This window comes from Streptomyces flaveolus (assembly GCF_014648815.1).
GTDB classification, from domain to species: domain Bacteria; phylum Actinomycetota; class Actinomycetes; order Streptomycetales; family Streptomycetaceae; genus Streptomyces; species Streptomyces flaveolus.
Map to the genome: position 1 here is coordinate 13,603 of NZ_BMRV01000018.1, position 20,004 is coordinate 33,606.

At 69.6% G+C, this 20,004-nt stretch carries 14 protein-coding genes and 2 pseudogenes; 5 read left to right on the top strand and 11 right to left on the bottom strand.

From position 1 onward, the window contains the following. Positions 1-76: 76 nt before the first annotated feature. On the bottom strand, positions 77-1,315 hold the full coding sequence (locus IEZ05_RS31205; protein ID WP_189233653.1) for a PucR family transcriptional regulator: 1,239 nt from the start codon (positions 1,313-1,315) through the stop codon (positions 77-79). Positions 1,316-1,654: 339 nt separating this feature from the next. Between IEZ05_RS31205 and IEZ05_RS31210 the strand changes: the two genes are divergently transcribed. From IEZ05_RS31210 to IEZ05_RS31225, 4 genes are all read left to right on the top strand, one after another. Beyond that, positions 1,655-2,548 (top strand): NAD(P)-binding domain-containing protein, encoded by an 894-nt coding sequence (locus tag IEZ05_RS31210; RefSeq protein ID WP_189233654.1) that lies wholly within the window; start codon positions 1,655-1,657, stop codon positions 2,546-2,548. A gap of 220 nt (positions 2,549-2,768) precedes the next feature. Then, on the top strand, positions 2,769-4,220 hold the full coding sequence (locus IEZ05_RS31215) for an MFS transporter (RefSeq protein WP_189233655.1): 1,452 nt from the start codon (positions 2,769-2,771) through the stop codon (positions 4,218-4,220). A gap of 112 nt (positions 4,221-4,332) precedes the next feature. Beyond that, complete coding sequence (surE, locus tag IEZ05_RS31220; protein WP_189233656.1) at positions 4,333-5,268, top strand: 5'/3'-nucleotidase SurE; 936 nt, start codon at positions 4,333-4,335, stop codon at positions 5,266-5,268. A 406-nt stretch (positions 5,269-5,674) separates the two neighbouring features. Beyond that, positions 5,675-6,679, top strand: a complete 1,005-nt coding sequence (locus IEZ05_RS31225) for an alpha/beta hydrolase (protein WP_189233657.1) — start codon at positions 5,675-5,677, stop codon at positions 6,677-6,679. A 161-nt stretch (positions 6,680-6,840) separates the two neighbouring features. Here the strand turns inward: IEZ05_RS31225 and IEZ05_RS31230 are convergent. The 10 genes and pseudogenes from IEZ05_RS31230 to IEZ05_RS31275 form a co-directional block, all read right to left on the bottom strand. Continuing rightward, positions 6,841-7,416, bottom strand: a pseudogene (locus IEZ05_RS31230) (SDR family NAD(P)-dependent oxidoreductase); the annotation flags it as partial. A gap of 72 nt (positions 7,417-7,488) precedes the next feature. Next, entirely contained in the window at positions 7,489-8,769 is a 1,281-nt protein-coding gene (locus tag IEZ05_RS31235; RefSeq protein ID WP_189233658.1) for an aspartate aminotransferase family protein, read from the bottom strand. Between the two features lie 105 nt (positions 8,770-8,874). Continuing rightward, entirely contained in the window at positions 8,875-9,903 is a 1,029-nt protein-coding gene (locus IEZ05_RS31240) for a dihydrodipicolinate reductase (RefSeq protein WP_189233659.1), read from the bottom strand. A 184-nt stretch (positions 9,904-10,087) separates the two neighbouring features. Next, positions 10,088-10,954, bottom strand: a complete 867-nt coding sequence (locus IEZ05_RS31245) for a phytanoyl-CoA dioxygenase family protein (protein ID WP_189233660.1) — start codon at positions 10,952-10,954, stop codon at positions 10,088-10,090. A gap of 122 nt (positions 10,955-11,076) precedes the next feature. Continuing rightward, complete coding sequence (locus IEZ05_RS31250; protein WP_189233752.1) at positions 11,077-12,504, bottom strand: aldehyde dehydrogenase family protein; 1,428 nt, start codon at positions 12,502-12,504, stop codon at positions 11,077-11,079. A gap of 77 nt (positions 12,505-12,581) precedes the next feature. After that, complete coding sequence (locus IEZ05_RS31255) at positions 12,582-13,358, bottom strand: gamma-glutamyl-gamma-aminobutyrate hydrolase family protein (RefSeq protein ID WP_189233661.1); 777 nt, start codon at positions 13,356-13,358, stop codon at positions 12,582-12,584. Between the two features lie 2 nt (positions 13,359-13,360). Then, positions 13,361-14,467 carry a Zn-dependent alcohol dehydrogenase gene (locus IEZ05_RS31260; RefSeq protein ID WP_189233662.1) on the bottom strand — a complete coding sequence of 369 codons (1,107 nt, stop codon included), beginning with the start codon at positions 14,465-14,467 and terminating at the stop codon, positions 13,361-13,363. Beyond that, on the bottom strand, positions 14,464-15,831 hold the full coding sequence (locus tag IEZ05_RS31265; RefSeq protein WP_189233663.1) for a glutamine synthetase family protein: 1,368 nt from the start codon (positions 15,829-15,831) through the stop codon (positions 14,464-14,466). Before IEZ05_RS31265 ends, IEZ05_RS31260 begins: the two co-directional genes overlap by 4 nt. Then, entirely contained in the window at positions 15,824-16,438 is a 615-nt protein-coding gene (locus IEZ05_RS31270) for a hypothetical protein (RefSeq protein WP_189233664.1), read from the bottom strand. Before IEZ05_RS31270 ends, IEZ05_RS31265 begins: the two co-directional genes overlap by 8 nt. Positions 16,439-16,598: 160 nt before the next feature. Continuing rightward, positions 16,599-18,053 (bottom strand): flavin-containing monooxygenase, encoded by a 1,455-nt coding sequence (locus IEZ05_RS31275; RefSeq protein WP_189233665.1) that lies wholly within the window; start codon positions 18,051-18,053, stop codon positions 16,599-16,601. Between the two features lie 288 nt (positions 18,054-18,341). On the opposite strand from IEZ05_RS31275, the pseudogene IEZ05_RS31280 reads away from it, so the two are divergent. Further along, a pseudogene (locus IEZ05_RS31280) lies at positions 18,342-19,977 on the top strand (long-chain fatty acid--CoA ligase); the annotation flags it as partial. Positions 19,978-20,004: the final 27 nt, after the last annotated feature.

Below are 20,004 nucleotides of genomic sequence, written 5' to 3' on the forward strand. Positions count from 1 at the left end.
CCTTTCGCTTCTCCCGCGCCCTGCCTCCCCCACTTCCTCGCCCAGCCGATCCTCATCAGCCACCACCGGCGATCGGTCAACAGCCGGGCCCCTGGTCCTGTTGGAGTTCCACCAGCATGAGGGCGGCCGAAACGCTCGTCGGGTCGTGGTCGAGGGGGCGCGGCAGCATGGTGCGGGCCTTGGCGAGGCGCCGGTCGATGGTGTTGCGGTGGGCGAACAGCCGGTCCGCGGTTCTGGAGACACTGTAGCCCTCGGCAACGTACGTGCGTACCGTGCGCTGCAGGATCGGGTCCGCGGTCGCCAGGTCGCCGAGCGTGCGGGCTACGAACTCATCGGCCTGGTTCAGGTCGGCTGTGAGCAGGTCGACGAGGTGCACATCCTCGTAACGGACGACCTGTCGCGGTGATCCGACTCGGGCAAGAAGGCGTTGTGCCGCGGCAGCGTCCAGGTGGCTCTGCCGGAAACCCGAGAGGCCTGATCCGGGGCGTCCGAGCGTCGCGCGTACGCCAGGGGTCTTCTCCAGGATGTGCAGAACATCAGCCGTCGGCGGCACCTCGGCAACGGGCAGCCACAGCCAGAGCGCGGACGTGTTCGGCGGCAGGGTCAGGCGGCGGGTTGCACCGCACGTCCACATGACGCACTCTGCGGCTCGCTCTAGCTCATGCGCATCGACCGGCGAATCGACCCACAGGACAGCCGCGACGTGATGCCCCGCCAGCGGATAACCGAGCTGCTCCTCCGCACGGGCGCGGCTGATACGCGCGCCCTGGAGCAGCAACTGGACCGTCGTGTGACGCTGTGCTTGGGCGCCGAAGCCCATTTCCGCGCGGATTTCGTCGGCGTAGGTCCCGACCGCGGCGATGGAGTCGTCGATGTAGGTCGTCAGCGAGTTGGCGGACACCTCTATCAGTTCGCGCAGCTCATCGCGGTCGTCGGTCACGGCGAAGCACTGGTCGACCCACAGCCCCCACCCGACCCTCTGGGCGGCACGCCAGGACCCGAGTTCGTTCAGGTCCATGCCGCGCAGCACCAGGTCCCTGGCGATGATCAGCATCTCGCGGTCCCTGGCCGGGGCCACCCGGCGGCCGGGTTCCCGCATGTTGGACACGAGCCAATGCGTCATGTTGGCCTTGCAGAGGCGCCGGTCCGCCTCCGACAGCACAGGATCGTCGACGTACGCGCGCTGCCGCGCCTCGCGCTGCGATGCCCGCCACACCTGGTCGACGACCTCGTCCGGCACCGGCAGCCGGCTCTCGGCGACTTGCCGGATCAGCTCGCACACCCGCTCGGACGGGTCGGGCCACAGCATCTTCATGCACCGCGATCGTAGGCGTGGAAGGGAAGGGGGCACAGTGCCCGGCCCCAACCGGATGCCGCAAGGTGCGAAATACACCACGTCCTCCTCGAACCTGCGCTGACGTGCCCTGGCCGGACGGCGGTCCCAGCCATCAAGGTCAAAGCAGAAGGAGCCGTCCCGACCGGTCGGTCTGCGTTTCCCCGGTGGTGCCGTAACCCGTCGCCGTCGGTATGCGCCTCGCATCGCGCCGGGTGGTCGCGCCGGTGTGCGGGACGCCGACGACGTGGGCCAGAGGTGCGCGCGCCCCGCCGACCGGAAGTGACGAGCGACTTGGCAGCCATCGAGAGGAACAGGTTCATGGGCAGCACGAAGAAGTACGACGTTCTGGTCATCGGCTGCGGGCTGATGGGCTCCGCACTCGCGCGCACCCTCGCCGGACGGGGCTATTCCGTAGCCGCGTGGAACCGCTCGCCACACCGGGCGCTCGCGCTCGCCGAGTCCGGCGTCTCGCCCGTGGATTCCCCCGTCGAAGCGGTGCCAGCGGCGAGAATCTGCATCGCCTGCACCAACACCTACGAGAGCACGCGCTCGGCGCTCCAGCCGGTCACCGACTGGGACACCACCACCTTGGTCAACCTCGGCAGCGGGTCGGCCGACGAGGCCGAGGAAATGGCGCGCTGGGCCGGCGAGCGAGGCGCCGCCTACCTCGACGGGTTCATCGGCTCCTACCCCAAGGACATCGGCTCTCCCCACGGAATGGTCGCCGTGTCCGGCCCTGCCGCGCTCTGGGAGGAGCACCAGGACGTCTTCATGAGCCTCGGGGGCGCCTCGCAGCACCTCTCCGACGAGGTGCGCGGCGCCGGAGTGCTGGAGGGGAGCATGGTCGGCACGTTCTTCATCGCGGCCCTGAGCGCCTACGTCGAGGCGGCGACCTACGCGATCGATCAGGGCCTGACCCCCAAGGCGTTGGCCTCGACGACGGCGCAGGTGATCTCCCTGCTGGAGGCGGTGGCGCCGGAGACGGCGGAGGCGATCGCGCACGACTCCCACGAGACCGACCAAGCGACGCTGAAGACCTTCGCCGAGGGTGCCCGCGCCACGCTGACCGCCATGCGTGCCGCGGGTTACAGCGCCCGGGTGGTCGGGGCGGTCGTCGAGAACCTCGAACTCGCCGAGCGGTCCGGGTTCGCCGGACTCGCGTTCTCCGCGCAGAGCAAGGTCCTCACCGACACCGGGCGGGCAGCCGGGTGAGGGCACGCCCGACGCAGTTCCTCCCCTGGCTGCTGGTGACGCGCTTACGCCCAGCGGCGGTGCCGCGGCGCACTGTGTACCACAGCCGCCCGCACCGGCAACGGCCCTGGCGTTGCCACGGCAGAGCCGTGCCCCGCACGTCGAGACCCACCCTCACACGCCGCCGGCACCGGGCTCTGCCCGAGGCGACGGTCCTCATCTCGCACGGGAGTGAATCACGATGGCAAGAGCGAACGAGGCCGTGCTCAGTACCGGAACGGGTGCCGCAGCCCCGTCTTCGAGCAAGCGGGTCCCGCTGATCGGCGTCTCCGCGCTGCTGTGCACGGTGACCATCGCCGTCAACTTCATGCTGGGGCCCCTTCTGCCCCTGATGCAGAGGCACTACTCCATCGACGTCTCGGCCGTGACCTGGGTCCTCACCGCGATGCTCCTGGGCAGCGGCGCCGGCTTCGTGCTCATCCCGCGCCTGCAGGACATCGTCGACGACCGCACGATGCTCCTTCGGTCCGGCATCGTTCTGACCGCGGGCGCGTTGATCCCCGCCGTCGTCGACACGTACCCTGCGCTGCTCGTCGGTTCGGCCATGCTCGGCTTCGGCAGCGCGGCGCAGATGCTCCCGGTCGGCTTCCTCCGCCGCCACCTCTCCGGCTCTTCGGTGGCCACCGCGGTCAGCGTCCTCATCATGGCCACCGGAACCGGGGTCGTCGTCGGCATGGTGGGCGGCGGACTGACGGTGAAGTACCTGTCGTTGTCGACGTTCTTCTACCTCCTGGCAGCGGCGTTCGCGGCGACCACAGCGGCGCTGCTGGCGGTGGTTCCGCACTCGCGCCCCGCATCCTCCGCGCGGATCGGCGTGGGGGGCACGGTGTGGATGATCGCCTGGGTGACGCTGGTGCTGCTCGCGATGGCACAGACCAGCGACTGGGGCAATGTGTGCTACCTGCTGCTCGCCCTCGGAGTCGTCGCCGGGGCCGCCTGGGTCCTTGCCCAGCGTCGGTCGGCCGCCCCGGTCTTCGACCTCGCCATGCTGAAGCGGCCGTACACCACGACGGCGTGCGTGGCGTCCTTCCTGTTCGGAGCCGTCGACACGGCCTTCGTCCTGCTGGTCAGCTACTACACCCAGACTCCGTCCGAGGTCGGCTACGGCTCCGGCACCGACGCGCTCGGGACCAGCCTGCTCATGCTGCCGTTCGCGCTGACCATGTTCATCAGCGGCAAGGCGGCGGAACGCGTGGTGCAGCAGGGACGCCCCGGCGCCGTGCTGGCCGCGGGCGCGGCGCTGTGCGGCCTCGGACTCGTGTGGCTGGCGTTCGCCCACGACCACACATGGCAGTACCTCGTCGGCTCTGCCCTCGTCGGTCTCGGCAGTCGCGCCGGCTACAGCGGCTCGTTCGCGATTCCGCAACTGGTGGTGGACGAGGACCAGGCCGGAATGGCCGCCGGAATCCCGGCCACGGCGATGATGATGGGCGCCGCTTTCGGCTCCGCCGTCACCACGACCGTCCTGTCCCTCGCGTACATCCCCGAGATCCCCGGCGTGCCGAAGCCCTACCTCTACACCGTCGGATACCTGGTCGCCGCCGCCTTCCCGGCCGGCGTTCTCGTCGCGACGGCGCTGTCCTCCACCCGCCACCCCGGCGCGTTCAAAGCCCTGCTGAAGCAGGGCGCGTAGGTCCTCCCGACCACCGCACCGGCTCTGGCCGGCCCCAACCTCCGCCGCTGGACGGCGAGGCGAGCGCCCCCCGGGAAGGGGCGCTCTCACCCCGAGGATCGGAGAACACACGATGAGTAGACGAGGCAGGACGACGGGCCTCGTTCTCGGTCTGGCGGCACTCGGTGTGGCCGGCCCCTCCGTCACCGCCGCGACGGACGGAGAGAACCGCGCGGCCACCGCAGTCGAGGCGCGCCCGGCCTGCAGAGGTCCTCTCGACGTGCTCCTGACCAACGACGACGGCTGGTCGGCACCGGGCATCCAGGCGGTCTACAGAGCGCTCGAGGCCGACGGCCACCGAGTGACGATGGTCGCCCCGCTGAAGAACCAGTCCGGCATGGGCGCCCGGATCGCGTACGGCGGGGTGCTGGAGGTGTCCCGACCGGTGGCACAGGACGACCACATCCTCGCCGTCGACGGCACTCCCGCCGACGCGGTGGCGTTCGCACTCCACACGCTCCCCGTCGACCGGTACCCGGATGTCGTGGTGTCCGGCGCCAACTACGGGCAGAACACTTCCCGCGTGACCAACCATTCGGGCACGGTCGGCGCGGTCACCACCGCCATGGACCGCGGTGTCTCCTCGATCGCCGTCAGCTCCGAGTCTCCTTGGGACTACGACGAAGGCGCCACGCGCGAACCGGACTTCGAGGGCACATCGGCCTTCGTGGTCAAGCTCCTGCGCAGCCTGCAGGAGTCGTCCGAGGACTGTCGGCGGCTTCTGCCCGAAGGTCTGGGTCTCAACGTCAACTACCCCTTCGACGGCCTCAAGGGGGCCAGGGCGGCGAAGTTCGACACCATCGACCCCTTCCCGACCACGTACACGCTCCGGGGGGACGGCGACTACGACGTCTCCGCCGTCAACGCCGGATCGGACCGGAGGGACGTCGACCACCGACTCCTGAGGGACGGTTACGCGACCGTCACCCCGCTCGACGGCGACCTCTCGGCCTCGCACACCGGCCAGGGCCTCTCCTTCGTCTCGAAGCTGGTGAAGGACATGAACTGACCCGACAGGCATGTCCTCCCGCCCGATCACGGCGCGGGCGCTCGCCCCCTGAAGTCTTCGGGGGGCGAGCGCCCGCGGCCGCCCTGCTCCGCCCTGCCCGACCGTCCTCGGGTCCGAGCAGCGATCCGTTCACCCGACGCCGGCTCCGCACCTGCCGCCACGTCGGGGCGGTGCGGTGCGGTGCGGAGCACGGTGCCCGCCCCGGCCGTTCGGCCGCAGAGCCCGCCGGCACACCCCGGGCAGACCCCTGCCAAAAGTCGTACGGATGACTTAGTCTCACGACCACGCCTTATGGGCAAGGTCATGCCACGGTCCCCGCACAAGGAGCGCCCCTGTGACTTCTCCTCCCGGCAAGCTCTCGGCATCGTCTCCCGCCGCGGACGGCAGTCCGGCCGGGCGAGGGCCCGTGAAGACCGGAGCGGACTCCCCACCTGGTTGGCGCGGGCTCCTCGACGCCGAATCGCTCCAGGCGGCCGATTTTCTGGCCGAGGTACTCCCCCGGCCGCTGCACACCCTCGGGGTCGAGGGAGTGCGGAGGTTCACGGCCCCCCAGCCTCCACCCCGGCTCACCCGAGTCGCCTCCGTAGCCGACGAGCAGGCGACCTGGACCGACCCGGCCGGGGTGAACCACTCGGTGCCGGTTCGGACTTACCGCCCGCGCACGCCCGGCACAGACGATGCCGGCCTGCCCTGCCTGCTCTACCTCCACGGGGGAGGCTTCACCGTCGGCAGCCTGGACGGAGTCGACGAGGTGTGCCGTCTCTTCAGCCTGCACGCCGAGTGCGTCGTGGTCTCCGTCGACTACCGGCTGGCCCCCGAGCACCCGTTCCCCGCCGCCGTCGACGACACCAGGGCGGCTCACGCCTGGCTCGTCGAGAACGCGGCGGCGCTCGGCATCGACAGACACCGCATCGCGGTCGGCGGCGATTCGGCCGGCGGCGGTCTGGCCGCGGCGCTCTGCCTGGACCTGCGCAGCCGCGGACTGCCCCAGCCCGCACTCCAGATCCTCGTCTACCCGGCGGTGGACGACTCCTACGAACGCCCCTCCTGGACCGAGTTCGCGGACGCCCCCTTGGTGGGGACCGCCGACGCGCGCTGGTTCCGGCGTCAGTACGTGGGCGACGAGGACGTTGCCCCCAACCCACTCCTGACACCCCTCCGGGCAGCGACCCTGGCCGGTCTCGCCCCCGCCCATCTCGTCACCGCGGAAGTGGATCCGTTGCGCGACGACGCAGAGGCGTACGCACGGCGGCTGGAGGAGGCAGGCGTCCCCGTGCTGTGCCGCCGCTACCCAGGGGTGTTCCACGGGTTCTTCACCGAGATCGGCACCTTCACCAAGGCCACCGACGCGGTCGTGGACGCGGCTGCCGGCCTCCGCGACGTCTTCACCGGAGGAGTTCTCCCGAAGTGAGCGAGCCCTCCGCGGGCTCGCGACAGTCCTCTGCCACTGCGGATACTCCCGCCCACACGTCGACGATCACCCAACTCGACCGCATCAGCGCCGGCTCGGGTGATCGCGCCGTCCCGGCCGGAGACGTCGGGCCCCGGCAGGGCCGAAGCCGGGGCGGGGCTTCAGTGGCCGGACACGCCGCCGTCGACGGCGAGCGTGCTTCCGGTGATGTACAAGGAGGCCGGCGACGCCAGAAGGAGGACCGCCGCGTCCGGTTCGTGCTGCCGGCCCGGCCTGTCGAGGGGGCTGCGTTCCGTGACGAAGCCCTTCAGCAGGTCCTCGGGCACGGGCGCTGTCATCTCGCTGGCGAAGTAGCCGGGCGCCACGGCGTTGACCCGGATACCCAAGCGGCCCGCCCACTGTGCGGACAGGTCCCGGGTCAGGCCCATCGGTCCGGCTTTGCCGGCCGAGTACGCGGCTTGCGGGGCATAGGACGTGATGAGGCCCAGACTGCTGGCGACATTGACGATGCTGGAGCCTGGCTTCATGACCCTCGCACAGGCCTGGGCCGACCGGTAGGCGCCGTTGAGATTGAGGTCGATGACCTTGCGGAAGTCCTCCGGGCGCTCGCGCAACGCGGGGACGGCCGTACCGACGCCCGCATTGTTGATCAATACGTCGGCCCTGTCGAACTCGTCGAGGCCGGCACCGACCATCGCCGCGCACTGCTCGGGGTCGGTGACGTCGGTGGCGACGGTGACCGCACGCCCAGCCTCTCAAGGCCGTCACCCGCCGAGTGCGGAGCAGGCCCCGGGGCCGTGTGCGGCCGTTCAGCCGCGTGCGCCCCCTCCCAGCTGACCCAGGACCTTCTCGAGGGCTTCGGCGGTGGCGTCGATGTCCCTCTGACCATGGGCGGTGCTGAGGAAGATCTTGCCGGAGGGCATGAACATCACGCCGCCTGCGAGCATCCCCTCCAGAATCCGCGGCCAGAGACCGCCGGCCCCGTGCAGGCTGGTGGCATCGCTGGCCTGGTCGAACTGCAGCAGGGAACCGACTCGCTTGAGGCGGGCGGCTTGAGGGGCGGAAGCCAGCAGGTCACCGATCACGAGCTCGAACCGGGAGGAGACGCTGTCCAGCGTGTGATAGACGGCGGGATCCGCGAGCACGCCCATGGTCGCCTGGACGGCGGCCAACGCGATGGGATTTCCGTTGAACGTGCCGGCGTGCACCACACCGTCCGTGACCTGGTCGATCAGGTCCGCTCGACCGACAACGGCGCTCTGGGTGAAGCCACCGGCCATGGCCTTGCCGAAGACGGAGAGGTCGGGCCGCACCCCGAAGAACTCTGCCGCGCCGCCACGAGCGATCCGGAAGCCGGCGATCACCTCGTCGTAGATGAGCACCACGCCCTGCTGGTCACAGCGGGAGCGCAAGGTCTGCAGGAAGTCCTGCGCGGGTGATGCGACACCGGCGTTGCTCATGATCGGGTCGATGAGCACCGCGGCGATGTCCCGTTCGACGGACTCCGCGAGGATCCGGTCGATCATCCCCACGTCGTTGAACCGCGCCACCACCAGGTCGTCGAGCACACTCGGGCTCTGGCCCCTGCTGGCAGGCGCCGCGACCCCGCTCCCGCTCCCGTCGGCGTCGCTCAAGCCCGCGTACACCGTGTCGTGCCAGCCGTGGTAGCTGTTGGCGAACTTCACGATCCGCCGGCGCCCCGTGGCCGCCCGCGCCAGGCGCAGCGCGACCTGGACCGCCTCGGTCCCGGTGTTGCTCCAGAGCAGGCGTTCGCCGTGCGGCACCGCCTCCAGCACGGCCTCGGCCGCCGTGTACTCGAGGACGTGGCTGGTGCCGACGACCTGCATGCGCGTGGCCACGTCGCGTACGGCGTCCACCACGCGGGGATCACCGTGCCCCAGGACGAGGGGGCCCCACGCCATGACGTAGTCGATGTAGCGATCGCCGTCCAGGTCCCAGACATGGGCTCCCAGCGATCTGCTCACGAAGAGAGGGTGCGGTCGCATCGCCGCGCGCAGGCCCGAGCCCACGCCTCCTCCCACGCTGCGCCGGGTTCGCTCGAAGGCGATACGCGATGACTCCAGGCCCATCCGACGTTCTTCCCTTCTCGGTCACCGGAAACGGCCGCCGAGGAGGGCACCGCTGTTCCGGTGGTGGTTCGGCGCCCAGTGCCACCGGGCGCCGCATGACGGGTCTCAGGCCGCGGCGCGCGCTCCCTTGCTGGCCAGGGCGCCCACCGGCAGGTCCTCGACGGTGCGGAAACCGGGCATCGCATCGACGACCGCGGTCACGGCGTTCGAAGCCATGGCAACGGTGGACAGGAAACTCTCGAACCCGCCGGGCACTGCGACTTCGATCGTCTGCTCACGGCCGACGACGAGGAGTCCGTCGCCCCGTTCGACGGGGTCGTCCGGGCCGAAGATGCCGAATCGGGTGGCCAGTTCGATGACGGGCTTGCCCTGCATCAGTCCCCGTGCCCGGTGCAGGACGCTCGCCACGGTTCCCGCGGCGATGACGGTGTGCTGCCCCCTGCGTTCCGTTTCCGTGATCAGGTCTCGCTCGACGGAGTCGACCTCGATCGCGTCGAGCTCCCACTCCAGTCCTCGGGCCAAGGCGCCGATGCTCTGCGCGAAGCCCACGTGCCCCATGACGCGGTCCGCATCGCGCTCCGTGTCGAACTCGGCCGGGGTGAGGCCGAGACCGAACTTCTTCAGGATCGCGCCGTATCGGCTCATGTCCGCCGTACGCCGCACGGACACCCGTTCCACGCCGAGTGTGAGGCCGCTCAGGACCAGCGGCAGTGTGTCCATCAGCATTCCCGGGTTGCAGCCGGTGCCGAGCACGGAGACACCGTGTTCGCGCGCGAGCCGGTCCAGGCGGGCCACCGCCTGAGCGTGACTCCGGGTCGGGTCCCGCAACTCCTCGCAGATCGACAGGACGTTCGTCCCACGCGCGATCAGGGCGGTGAGGGTCGGTTCGATCGCGTCGATCCAGGACGATGTGGCCACGACAGCCACTTCCGCGGACGGCAACTGCGCGACGGAGGAGACCACGGGGACGCGCGGCGCGCCGGCGACGAGGTCGGCGAGGGGTACCCCGGCCTTGTCCACCCCGATGTCCAGTGCGCCCAGCAGTTCGCAGTCGCGTCGGCTCACCAGTGACTCGGCGATGGCGATGCCTGTGGCGCCGAGTCCGACGACGACAACACCGGTTGCCTCGGTCATGTTCGAGTGCCTCCTTCGGCACACACGGGACAACGGGCGCCGTCTCCGGTGCCTCGTCGATCAACGAGCAGGGACAAGGGGCAGACCTCGCCGGCGTCCCGCAGAAGGCCCGTGCAAGGCCTTCCGCGGGACGTCTCGCCCTCAGGCGTCGGCGGCGAGGCCGCGGGAAGCGACCGGCCGGCTCTCAGAGCTTGAGGTAGTCGCCCAGGTCGGCGTAGTCGACCTGCCACAGGCCGGGCGAGCCCGTCGGGTACTGGGAACGGAATCCGAGCACGCGCTGGACACGCGGCGAGAGCGTCCTGGCGGTCTCCATGTCGACCAGGAATGGGTAGGCCTCCTCGCCGGTGAGGTAGCCCGCGTTGAACGTGAAGGCCACAGCCCGCCGGTACTGGTCGTCGGTCCGGTTCGCCCCGCCGCCGTGCACGGTCTTGCCGCTGATGAACAGGGCGTCTCCGGCGTTCATGACGGCGGGGATCGTCTGTTCCGGAGCGCCCCGGTCCTCGAAGTCGCTCCAGTGGTTGCTTCCGGGGATGACGCGGGTGGCGCCGTTCTCCTCGGTGAAGTCGGTCAGCGCGACCAGGAAGTTGATGGTGACCTCCGGGCCCTTGGGCCCCATGCCGATGAACGGGAACCAGTTCTCCAGGTCCCGGTGCAGCATCTGCGCCTTGTTGCCGGGGCCGATCTCGATGACCTGCGCGGTGGTCATCCAGTACGTGCCCGACTCCTCGAGGAAGACCTGGTCGCTGATCTCGTGGACCAGGGGGTGGTCGATGATCTCGTTGCGGAACGTGGGGCTGTGCGTGACCAGGTTCGTGAGTCGCTTGGTGTTGCGGCCGTGGAACTCGGCCACGAGCTCGTTCTCGTGGGTCGAGCCCGGGCGGAGCGCCTGCAGGGGCGGATCGATCTCGGCGTTGAAGCGGTCGATCTGGTCCCGCGTCAGGAGGCCCTTGATGATGACGCCGCCGTCGCGGGCCACGATCTTCAGGATCTCCTCGGCCGGCGTGTCGGCCGCCACCGACGTCAGGGCCTGGTCCTTCTTCTGTGCTGTCATGTGAATCCTCTCCCTCAACTCGAACCCCGGTTGCCCGACCGTGCGGTCAACCGCGGGCGTTCCGGCTCTCCCGCCGGCTGCACATCGGCTGCGCATCGGCTGCGCACCGACTGCGCGACCGGTCAGGCCAGTTCGATCCAGGTCGTCTTCAAGGTCGTGAACTTCTCCAGGCCGTGGAGGCTCCGGTCCGCCCCGTGGCCGGAGAGTTTCCGGCCGCCGAACGGCACCGAGCTGTCGCCCTCCTCGTAGCAGTTGACCCAGACCAGGCCGGCCTGGATCTCCCGTGACAGCCGGTGGGCCCGGGCGAGGTCGCCGGTCCAGATCGCGGATCCGAGCCCGAAGTCGGAGTTGTTGGCGATCGCGACGGCCTCCGCGTCGTCGCGGAACGTCGTGACCGCCAGGACGGGGCCGAAGATCTCGTGCTGGGCGAGGCGGCTGTCCTGGTCCACGTCCACGAAGACCACCGGATCCACGTACAGGCCGTCGGTCCTCTTCCGGTCCGACCCGAGGACGGGCCGGGCCTCCTCGGCGATGCCCTTGCGCACCTCGTCCAGGACGTCGTCACGGTGCCGCTCGTACGCCAGCGGCCCCATCGTGGTCTCCGGGTCCAGCGGGTCGCCGATCCTGTGCCGGCCGAGATGGTCCACGACCCTGGCGACCAGGTCGTCGTGGATGTCCTCGTGGACGAGCAGCCGCGAACCGGCCGTGCACATCTGCCCGCTGTTGAAGGAGACCGCCCAGGCGGCCATCCGCGCCGCCTCGTCGAGGTCCGGTGCGTCGGGGAACACGAGGTTGGGGGACTTGCCTCCCAGTTCCAGCCAGACCGGTTTCGCGTTGGACTGCCCGGCGTAGGTCAGCAGTTGCTTTCCGACCTCGGTGGAGCCGGTGAAGGTGACCGTGGCGACGTCGTCGTGCAGGGTCAGCGCCGAGCCGACCGTCGCGCCGCTGCCGGTGAGCACCTGGAGCACGCCGGCGGGCAGGCCCGCCTCGGCGGAGAGTTCCGCCGCGCGCAGGAGGGAGAGGGGCGTCTGTGTGGCGGGCTTGACGACGACGCTGTTCCCCGAGACCAGGGCGGCGGGGATCTTGAACATCGACAGCGTCATCGGGAAGTTCCACGGCGTGATCGCGCCGACCACTCCCAGCGGCTCCCGCGTCACCAGGGCGACGGAGTTGTTGCGGCCCCGCGGGGACTCGTCCATCAGCTTGTCCGCGAGTTCGCCGTACCAGCGGACCGTGTTGATGGCGGTGCGCAGTTCGACGGACCAGGCCACCGTGACCGGCTTGCCCATCTCCAGGGCGACCAGCAGGGCCAGTTCGTCGCGGTGCTGGTCGAGCAGGTCGGCCCAGCGGATCAGCACGGCTCCGCGTTCGCGTGGCTCGAGGCCCGCCCAGACCCGGGACGAGAACGCCTCCTTGGCACCTTGGACGGCCCGGTCCACGTCGTCGCTGTCCGCGCTGGGGACCTCCGCGAAGGGCAGTCCGTCGCGTGGACTGATGACCTCGGCCGTCCGGCCCGTCCGCGATGCGGTCCATTCGCCGTCGACCCACATGCCGCGGGGCAGGCTCAGCCGGCTCTTGAGCGCGAGCCAGTCGTCCAGCGACCGCGCGGTGCCTGTCCGTTCCGTGTTCACCACGTCGCGCCTCCCTTCAGTGCGGGGCTGGGGGCGCTCGTCGCCGATACGGCGACGAGCCAGTCGAAGAGGGGGTCCGACGAGGCCATCCACTCGGGGTGCCACTGCACCCCCACCACCGGGCTGTCGTCGAGCTTGATGGCCTCGACGACGCCGTCCGCGGTGGTGCCCATGACGCTGAGTCCTCGGCCCAGGCGGTCGACGGCCTGGTGGTGCCAGGAGTTGACGACGCGCTGGGGCCCGTAGAGCGTGTGGGCGAGGGTTCCCGGCGTGAAGCTGACGGTGTGCTCGGCCTCGCCGTCGTCCGGTGCGTGGTTCTGGGAAGCGTGGACGATCCGGCCCTCTTCCAGGTGTTCGACGAGGGTGCCGCCGAGCACGACGTTGAGCAGCTGGTGGCCTCGGCAGACGCCGAGGATCGGCACGTTCGCCCGGAGCGCGGCCGTGATCAGGGCCGCCTCGTACTCGTCTCGTGCGAGGTCCGGCACATCGTGGTCCCACCGCGGGTCGGCCGTGGGGTCGACCCGGGCGCTGCCTCCCCATCGGGAGGGGTGGACGTCCTGCCCGCCGGTGACGACGAGTCCGTCGAGGCGTTCGACGACGGCTTCGGCCTCGGCCCGGAAGGGCAGGTTGACCGGGATCCCTCCCGCGGCGGCCACGTTGTCGCCGAACGCGCTGAAGTGCGAGTCGATGAACTGGTGCTGGAAGCGACGGGACGTCCGTTTCACCATGCCCAGGCTCAGGCGGCGGCCCGTTATTCCGATCAGCGGCTTCATGGTCACATCTCTCCGACCCGGGCGACGACGCGAATCTCCTGTCCGGACGCCAAGGCCTTGAATCCGTCGTTGATGGTGGCCAGGTCGCACCGGGCGGTGACGAGGTCGTCGAGCTGGAGCAGACCCACGCGGTTGAAGTGCGCGTACAGCGGGATGTCGACCTTGAAGTGGTTGGAGCCCATGAACGAGCCCTGGATGCGCTTCTCCTCCAGGAACAGCTCCGCCCCTCGGATCTGTACCGGCTGCGAGTCGGGGATCATGCCCATCACGGTGGCGGTGCCGCCCGGCCGGAGCATGGCGAACGCCTGCCCGGCCGTGGCGCCCGAGCCGACCGCCTCGAACGCGTGGTGCACGCCGATGCCGGTGAGCTCCCGTACCGCCGCGACCGGGTCGCCTTCCTTCGCGTCGACGACGTGGGTCGCGCCGAACCGGACGGCCCGGTCCAGCTTGCCGGGAACGACGTCGATCCCGATGATCTGCGCCGCGCCGGCCAGTCGCGCGGCCTGGACGGCGGCGAAGCCGATCCCGCCGAGGCCGATCACGGCGACGGTCTGCCCGGTGTGCACCGAGGCGCTGTGCAGGACGGCGCCCATGCCCGTGGTGACGGCGCAGCCGAGCACGCTCGCCGTCTCCGGGCGGATGTCGTCCGGGACGGCGACCAGGGCGTTCTTGTGGACGAGGGCCATCTCCGCGAAGGCTCCGATGCCGGCGGTCGGCCGCACCGGCCGGCCGCCGGGCTTGGTCAACCGCGGCCGGTGCCGCTCCTGTTGGAGCCGTGCGCGGTTCACGCACAGGGTCTGCCGCCCGGTCACGCAGTACGCGCAGGTGCCGCAGTGCACGGACAGACACGTCACCACCGTGTCCCCCGCGGCGAACTCCCTGACGCCCGGTCCGACGGCCACGACCCGGCCGACCGCCTCATGGCCGAGGATGATCGGTGGCTGCGACTCGAAGGTCCCGTCGATCTCGTGCAGGTCCGAGTGGCACAGACCGGCGTACGCCACCTTCACCAGGACCTCGTCCGGTCCGGGGTCGTCGATCACGAGCTCCTCGATCTCGAGGAGGCCCGGCGCCGTGTTCAGGACGGCGGCTGTGATCCGGGTGCTCATGCCAGCTCGAAGTATCGGTTGCGCTCCCACGGCGTGATCCCGCAGTCCGGATCGCCCCCGCCCATGGTGTGGAAGGACATCCACTCCCAACGGCGCGTGCCGAGCCAGTAGTCGATGAACTCCTGGCCGAGCGCCTCGGGGAGGATCTTGTCGGCCTCCAGTGCGGCGGTGGCCTGGCTGATGCTCGCCGGAATCGTCTCCCCGTCGGGGAGGAACCAGGCCATGCCGGTGAAGGGGGCGGGCGGTTCGAGTTCGTTGCGGACCCCGAAGAGGCCGGCGCCGAGGACGGCCGCGCTGACCAGGTACATGTTGGCGTCCGAACCGGGCACGCGGTACTCGACCCGGGACTGCTTCGGGTGGCCCACGACGGCGCGCACCGCGGTCGTCTTGTTGCCGACTCCCCACGTGACGGTCGTGGGCGGCCCCTCGGCGGGGACGAGCCGGCGATAGGAGGTGATGAAGGGAAGGGCGATCGACGTCGTGCCCGCCATCGCCGGCATCAGGCCGCCGATGAACCGGCGCATGACCGCGGAGGCGCCGTCGGGACTGTAGAAGGCGTTGCCGTCCTGTGTCCCCAGGGAGATGTTCAGGTGCGACGCCTGGCCCCAGGCGTCCGACCACTTGGCCATGAACGTCACGGTCCGCCCGAGCTCGTGGGCCACCTCGCGCATCACCTGGCGGCACCGGGCCCACCGGTCCGCGACCGCGACGACGTCGCCCAGCGCGACGTTGATCTCGACCTGGCCCGCGGCGGCCTCGTCGTTCCAGGCCTCCCAGCCGATGCCGATGTCCCGCAGCCGCTCCTCCACCCGCTCCAGGTACGCGCGCCATTCCGCGTCCTTGGCGAGCACATAGGCGCTGCCGCTGGTGCCGCCGAGCGGGGTGAGGTTCTCGTAGCCCTTGGCGCGGGCTTCGCGTATCGGCTCCTCGAAGACGGTCGCCTCGATCTCGACGGCGGTGTCGACCGTGAAACCGAGTTCCCGGGCGTCGGCCGCGACGCGGCGCAGCAGGTTGCGTGGACAGCAGGAGACCGGGGTGCCGTCCTGGGTCCAGAAGTCGCCGATGACGGCCGCCTTGCCCGGCTTCCACACGCAGATCGTGTCGAGATCGGGGCGAAGGAAGATGTCCTCCATTTCGCCGCGCCAGGAAGGAAAGGCCATTCCGGCCGCCGGGACACTGTCCAGATCGTTGCCGAACACGACGTCCGCAAAGGCGAATCCCTGCTCGACGCCGTTCAGGAATTTCTCCCGCGACAGGGTCTTTCCGACGAATACGCCGTCGAGGTTGGTCGCCTGGATCTCGACCGAAGTGATGTGGTGTTCACTCAGCCAGCGGTCGAGCTCGTCCCTGGTTGTTTCAGCCACCGAATCTCACCTTCCAGTGCGCGCCGCACATCGCCGACAGTTGCCCCACCCCGCCGACGACCGTGACTCCGGTCGCGAGGGCGAAAAGAAAGGAATCACCGCGGCCGCTGAACGCCGCGGCCAGCGCCTCCGCGGGACCGTGCACCTCGTACGCCTCCGCCGAGTCCTTGCCGAAACGGGCTTCCTGCCCCTCCGTCTGGCAGACGACGCGGAGCGCCTCGGGGAACCCCTCCGAGCCCTGGTTCGCCGCCCAGAAGGACGACACGGCGTCACGCCACGTGGGAAGCGGCGGGTTCAGGAGCTGCTCGACCGCCGAGGCGAGCGGGCCGGGCGTCGCGGCGAGCGCGTACTCGGAGAAGGGCACGAGGGGGATCGCTTCGAGCCCTTCGGCCACGCCGTGGTGCACGTGCACGCCGCCGTCCGCGAAGGCCAGGGTCGCGGCCTGGGAGTCAAGCCCCGATTTCAGGGCCACGGCACCGGTCAGACCCGAAAGCAGATCACGGAGTTCGGGAATCGCCGCACTCTCGCGCAGAACCCTCGCCAACGAGAGAACGAGCGGAGTCGGATCCGCCTCGGTCTCGATTCTCACAGCGCCACTCATGGGCACTCACCTCAATCATTCACGGCCGGACACGAGGGCCGGCGCCGTTCACGAAATTACGCCCACATGACTGGCTCAACTGACTTAGTCATCTGACCTGAAGGTAGTGCTGGTAAAGCGTGGGTGTCAACCACATGGCCGCATGGAAAACGGGCCTTCCGCGGCGCTATGAGAAGCGCAGAACACCGTCCTCGAAAGGGGCGCTCAGGAGGTCCTTCAATTGCTCGTGGACCTGGGGATTGACCCACGGCTCGCGGTCACCCTGGGCCGGCATATCGTCCATGTGACGCACGAGGTAGCCCGAGGAGACGTCCCTGAGCCAGGGCCCCCTCTCCATGTCCTGGTCCTCGTCGCGCAGAACGGGCGTCACGACCGTGGCACTCAGCTCGTCCATCCTGCTGAGCAACGAGCTCCAGAACTGGTTGACCAGCTCGAGGCGGAGCGTCCAGGAGGAGTTGAGGTAGCCGAAGGCCATCAGGAGGTTCGGGACCCCGCTGAACGCGACCCCCTTGTACGTGAAGGTCTTCGAGAAGTCGATCGGCTCGCCGTCGATGCTGAACCGGATCTTCCCCAGGGTGACGAGTTGCAGGCCGGTCGCGGTCACGATCACGTCGGCCGACACCTCCTCGCCGGAGGTCATGCGAAGGCCGTCCTCGGTGAAGGTCTCGATGTGCCCCGTCACCACGTCGGCCCTGCCGTCCCGGATGGCGTCGAAGAGGTCCCCGTTGGGCACCAGGCAGAGTCGCTGGTCCCAGGGCTCGTAGGACGGGGTGAAGTGCCTCTCCCGGCAGTCGCGGCCGACGATCTGCTCTATGTCGTCGAAGAGGGGCTTCTTGAAGGCCTCGGGGTCCATGCGGGCGAACTGGTACCTCGCCTGCTGGTCCTGGAGGTTGCGCAGCCGGATCCGCTGGAACGCCTCCTGGCTCCCCACCTCCGCGCGCAGCCGGTTGGCCTGCTCGTCGACATCGGAGTCGATGGCCACGTAGGAAGGCGACCGCTGCACCATCGTGACCTTCGACGCGGTCTGCGCGAGGGCCGGAACGAGGGTGATCGCGGTGGCGCCGGAACCGATGACGCTGACGCGCTTTCCGGTGCAGTCCAGTTCGGCCGGCCACTCCTGCGGATGGACGATCAGTCCGCGGAACGTCTCCTGCCCCGGGAACTGCGGCGCATGGCCACGGTCGTGGTCGTAGTAGCCCGCGGCCATGTAGAGGAAGGAGCAGGAAACGGACGTACGGCCGGTGGGGCCCGCGACCTCCAGGGTCCAGGAGCGGTCGTCATGCGACCAGTCGGCGCCGAGGGCCCGGTGTTCGAGGCGGATGTGCGGTCTCAGGCCGTATTCGTCGGCGGCCTCGTTCAGGTAGTCGAGGATGGCCTCGCCGGAGGCGATCGACTTCTCGGCGGTCCACGGCTTGAAGCCGTACCCCAACGTGAACATGTCGCTGTCGGACCGGATCCCGGGGTACCGGAACAGGTCCCACGTGCCCCCGATGTCGGCGCGCGCCTCGAGCATCACGAACGACCGTCCGGGATGCTTCGCCTTCAGCTCGACCGCCGCCGCGATACCTGAGAGGCCGGCTCCGACGATCACTACGTCGACGTGCTCGATGGTGCGGTCCATACGTCACTTCCAACCTTGATCACACGATGCGTTTCAGCACGTCGGGCCAGCTCCGCAGCACATGGCCGGGCACCCCGGCCGCCCTTCGACAGGGCATTGCGACGGCCTCGCAAAGTTGAGTAGAGTCACATGACTAGATCTGTTGTCCAAATCATTCGCTCACATTTGGGCCAGCGTCAACCCCAGCCGCGTCGATCTCTTCCTCTCCTCTTCATCCGTGGCCGGGCAGGCCCAGCCGCTGCGCACCTCTCTCGTCGACACGGTGACCTCCCAGCCAAGGAGCAAGGAATGCTGAGCACGATGCAGGACGGGCCACTGTCACTCGCCAAACTGCTGCGCCACGCGGCCTCCGTGCACGCCGACGCCACCGTCACGACCTGGACGGGTTCAGCGGCGCGCCGCCGCACGTTCGGTGAACTCGGCGCACGCGCGACGCGGTTGGCGAACGCTCTGCGCGACCTCGGGGTCAGCGCGTCCGACCGGGTGGCCACGTTCATGTGGAACAACACCGAGCACATGGAGGCCTACGCCACGGTCCGGTCCCCGCCATGGGTGCGGTCCTTCACGCCCTGAACATCCGCCTCTCCCCGGAACAGCTCGTGTTCGTCGCCAACCACGCCGACGACCGTGTGGTGTTCGTGGACGGGTCACTCACGTCCGCTTTCGAGGAAGTGCTCCCCCGACTCCGCACCGTGCGCCACGTGGTAGTCGTGAAGGGTGACGCGGCCGGCCTCCGTGCGCCCCGCGGGGTCGAGGTGCACGGCTACGAGGCGTTCCTCGCGGCTCAGCCCGATGTGTACGACTTCCCGGTGCTCGACGAGCACTCAGCCGCGGCGATGTGCTACACCTCGGGCACGACGGGCGGCCCCAAAGGCGTGGTGTACTCCCACCGTTCGCTCTTCCTGCACGCGATGCACCTGACCACTCCGCCGCGATGGGGCTGTCGACGCGCGACAGGTGCCTGGCGGTCGTGCCGATGTTCCATGTCAACGCGTGGAGTCTGCCGTTCGCCTCCATGCTCTCCGGGGCGTCGCTCCTCATGCCCGACCGTTTTCTGCAGCCCGAGCCGCTGCTCGCCATGATGAAGGCGGAGCGGCCGACCCACGCCGCCGCCGTACCGACCATCTGGACGGGACTTGCCGCCAGGCTCGCCGCCCACCCACAGGACATCACCCACCTTCGCGAGGTCTTCGTGGGCGGCTCGGCCATGCCGCCCACGCTGATGAAGACCTTCGAGGAGGAGCACCGCATCAAGGTCGTCCACGCCTGGGGGATGACCGAGACGTCGTCCGTGGGCACGGTCGCCCGCCCGCCCGCCGACGCGACGGGGGAAGACCTGTGGCGCTACAGGATGAGCCAAGGCAGATTCGCGCCGCTGGTGGAGTTCCGCCTCAAGGGCGACGACGACGCTCCCGTGCCCCACGACGGGGAGTCGCTCGGAGAGCTGGAGGTGAAAGGCCCCTGGATCACGGGGTCCTACTACAGCCCGAGCGATGAACCGGTCGAAGCCGAATCGTTCGACGACGGATGGCTGCGCACCGGTGACGTCGGCCGGATCAGCCCCGACGGGTTCCTCACCCTCGTCGACCGCGCGAAGGACGTGATCAAGTCCGGCGGCGAATGGATCTCCTCCATCGACATGGAGAACGACATCATGGCGCACCCCTCCGTCGCCGAGGCGGCCGTCTTCGGCATCCCCGACGAGCGCTGGGACGAACGCCCCTGCGCCGCCGTCGTGTTGAGGAAAGGCGAGTCGGCCGACACCGCGGCCCTGAGAGAACACCTGGCCGGGAACTGGGCCAAGTGGCAGCTCCCGGAACGCTGGGCTGTCGTCGCCGAGATCCCCAGGACCAGCGTGGGGAAGATCGACAAGAAGGTCCTCCGCCGGCAGTACGCCGACGGCCGGCTCTCCTTCGTACAGCTGGATCAGGGCGGCATTCACACAGCAGTC

Coding starts and splice junctions, on each gene's coding strand:
- IEZ05_RS31235 (WP_189233658.1), bottom strand. CDS start 8,769: ATGGGCCTGGAGTCATCGCGTATCGCCTTCGAGCGAACCCGGCGCAGC.
- IEZ05_RS31245 (WP_189233660.1), bottom strand. CDS start 10,954: ATGACAGCACAGAAGAAGGACCAGGCCCTGACGTCGGTGGCGGCCGAC.
- IEZ05_RS31250 (WP_189233752.1), bottom strand. CDS start 12,504: ATGTGGGTCGACGGCGAATGGACCGCATCGCGGACGGGCCGGACGGCC.
- IEZ05_RS31275 (WP_189233665.1), bottom strand. CDS start 18,053: ATGGACCGCACCATCGAGCACGTCGACGTAGTGATCGTCGGAGCCGGC.
- surE (WP_189233656.1), top strand. CDS start 4,333: ATGAGTAGACGAGGCAGGACGACGGGCCTCGTTCTCGGTCTGGCGGCA.
- IEZ05_RS31215 (WP_189233655.1), top strand. CDS start 2,769: ATGGCAAGAGCGAACGAGGCCGTGCTCAGTACCGGAACGGGTGCCGCA.
- IEZ05_RS31260 (WP_189233662.1), bottom strand. CDS start 14,467: ATGAGCACCCGGATCACAGCCGCCGTCCTGAACACGGCGCCGGGCCTC.
- IEZ05_RS31240 (WP_189233659.1), bottom strand. CDS start 9,903: ATGACCGAGGCAACCGGTGTTGTCGTCGTCGGACTCGGCGCCACAGGC.
- IEZ05_RS31210 (WP_189233654.1), top strand. CDS start 1,655: ATGGGCAGCACGAAGAAGTACGACGTTCTGGTCATCGGCTGCGGGCTG.
- IEZ05_RS31205 (WP_189233653.1), bottom strand. CDS start 1,315: ATGAAGATGCTGTGGCCCGACCCGTCCGAGCGGGTGTGCGAGCTGATC.
- IEZ05_RS31255 (WP_189233661.1), bottom strand. CDS start 13,358: ATGAAGCCGCTGATCGGAATAACGGGCCGCCGCCTGAGCCTGGGCATG.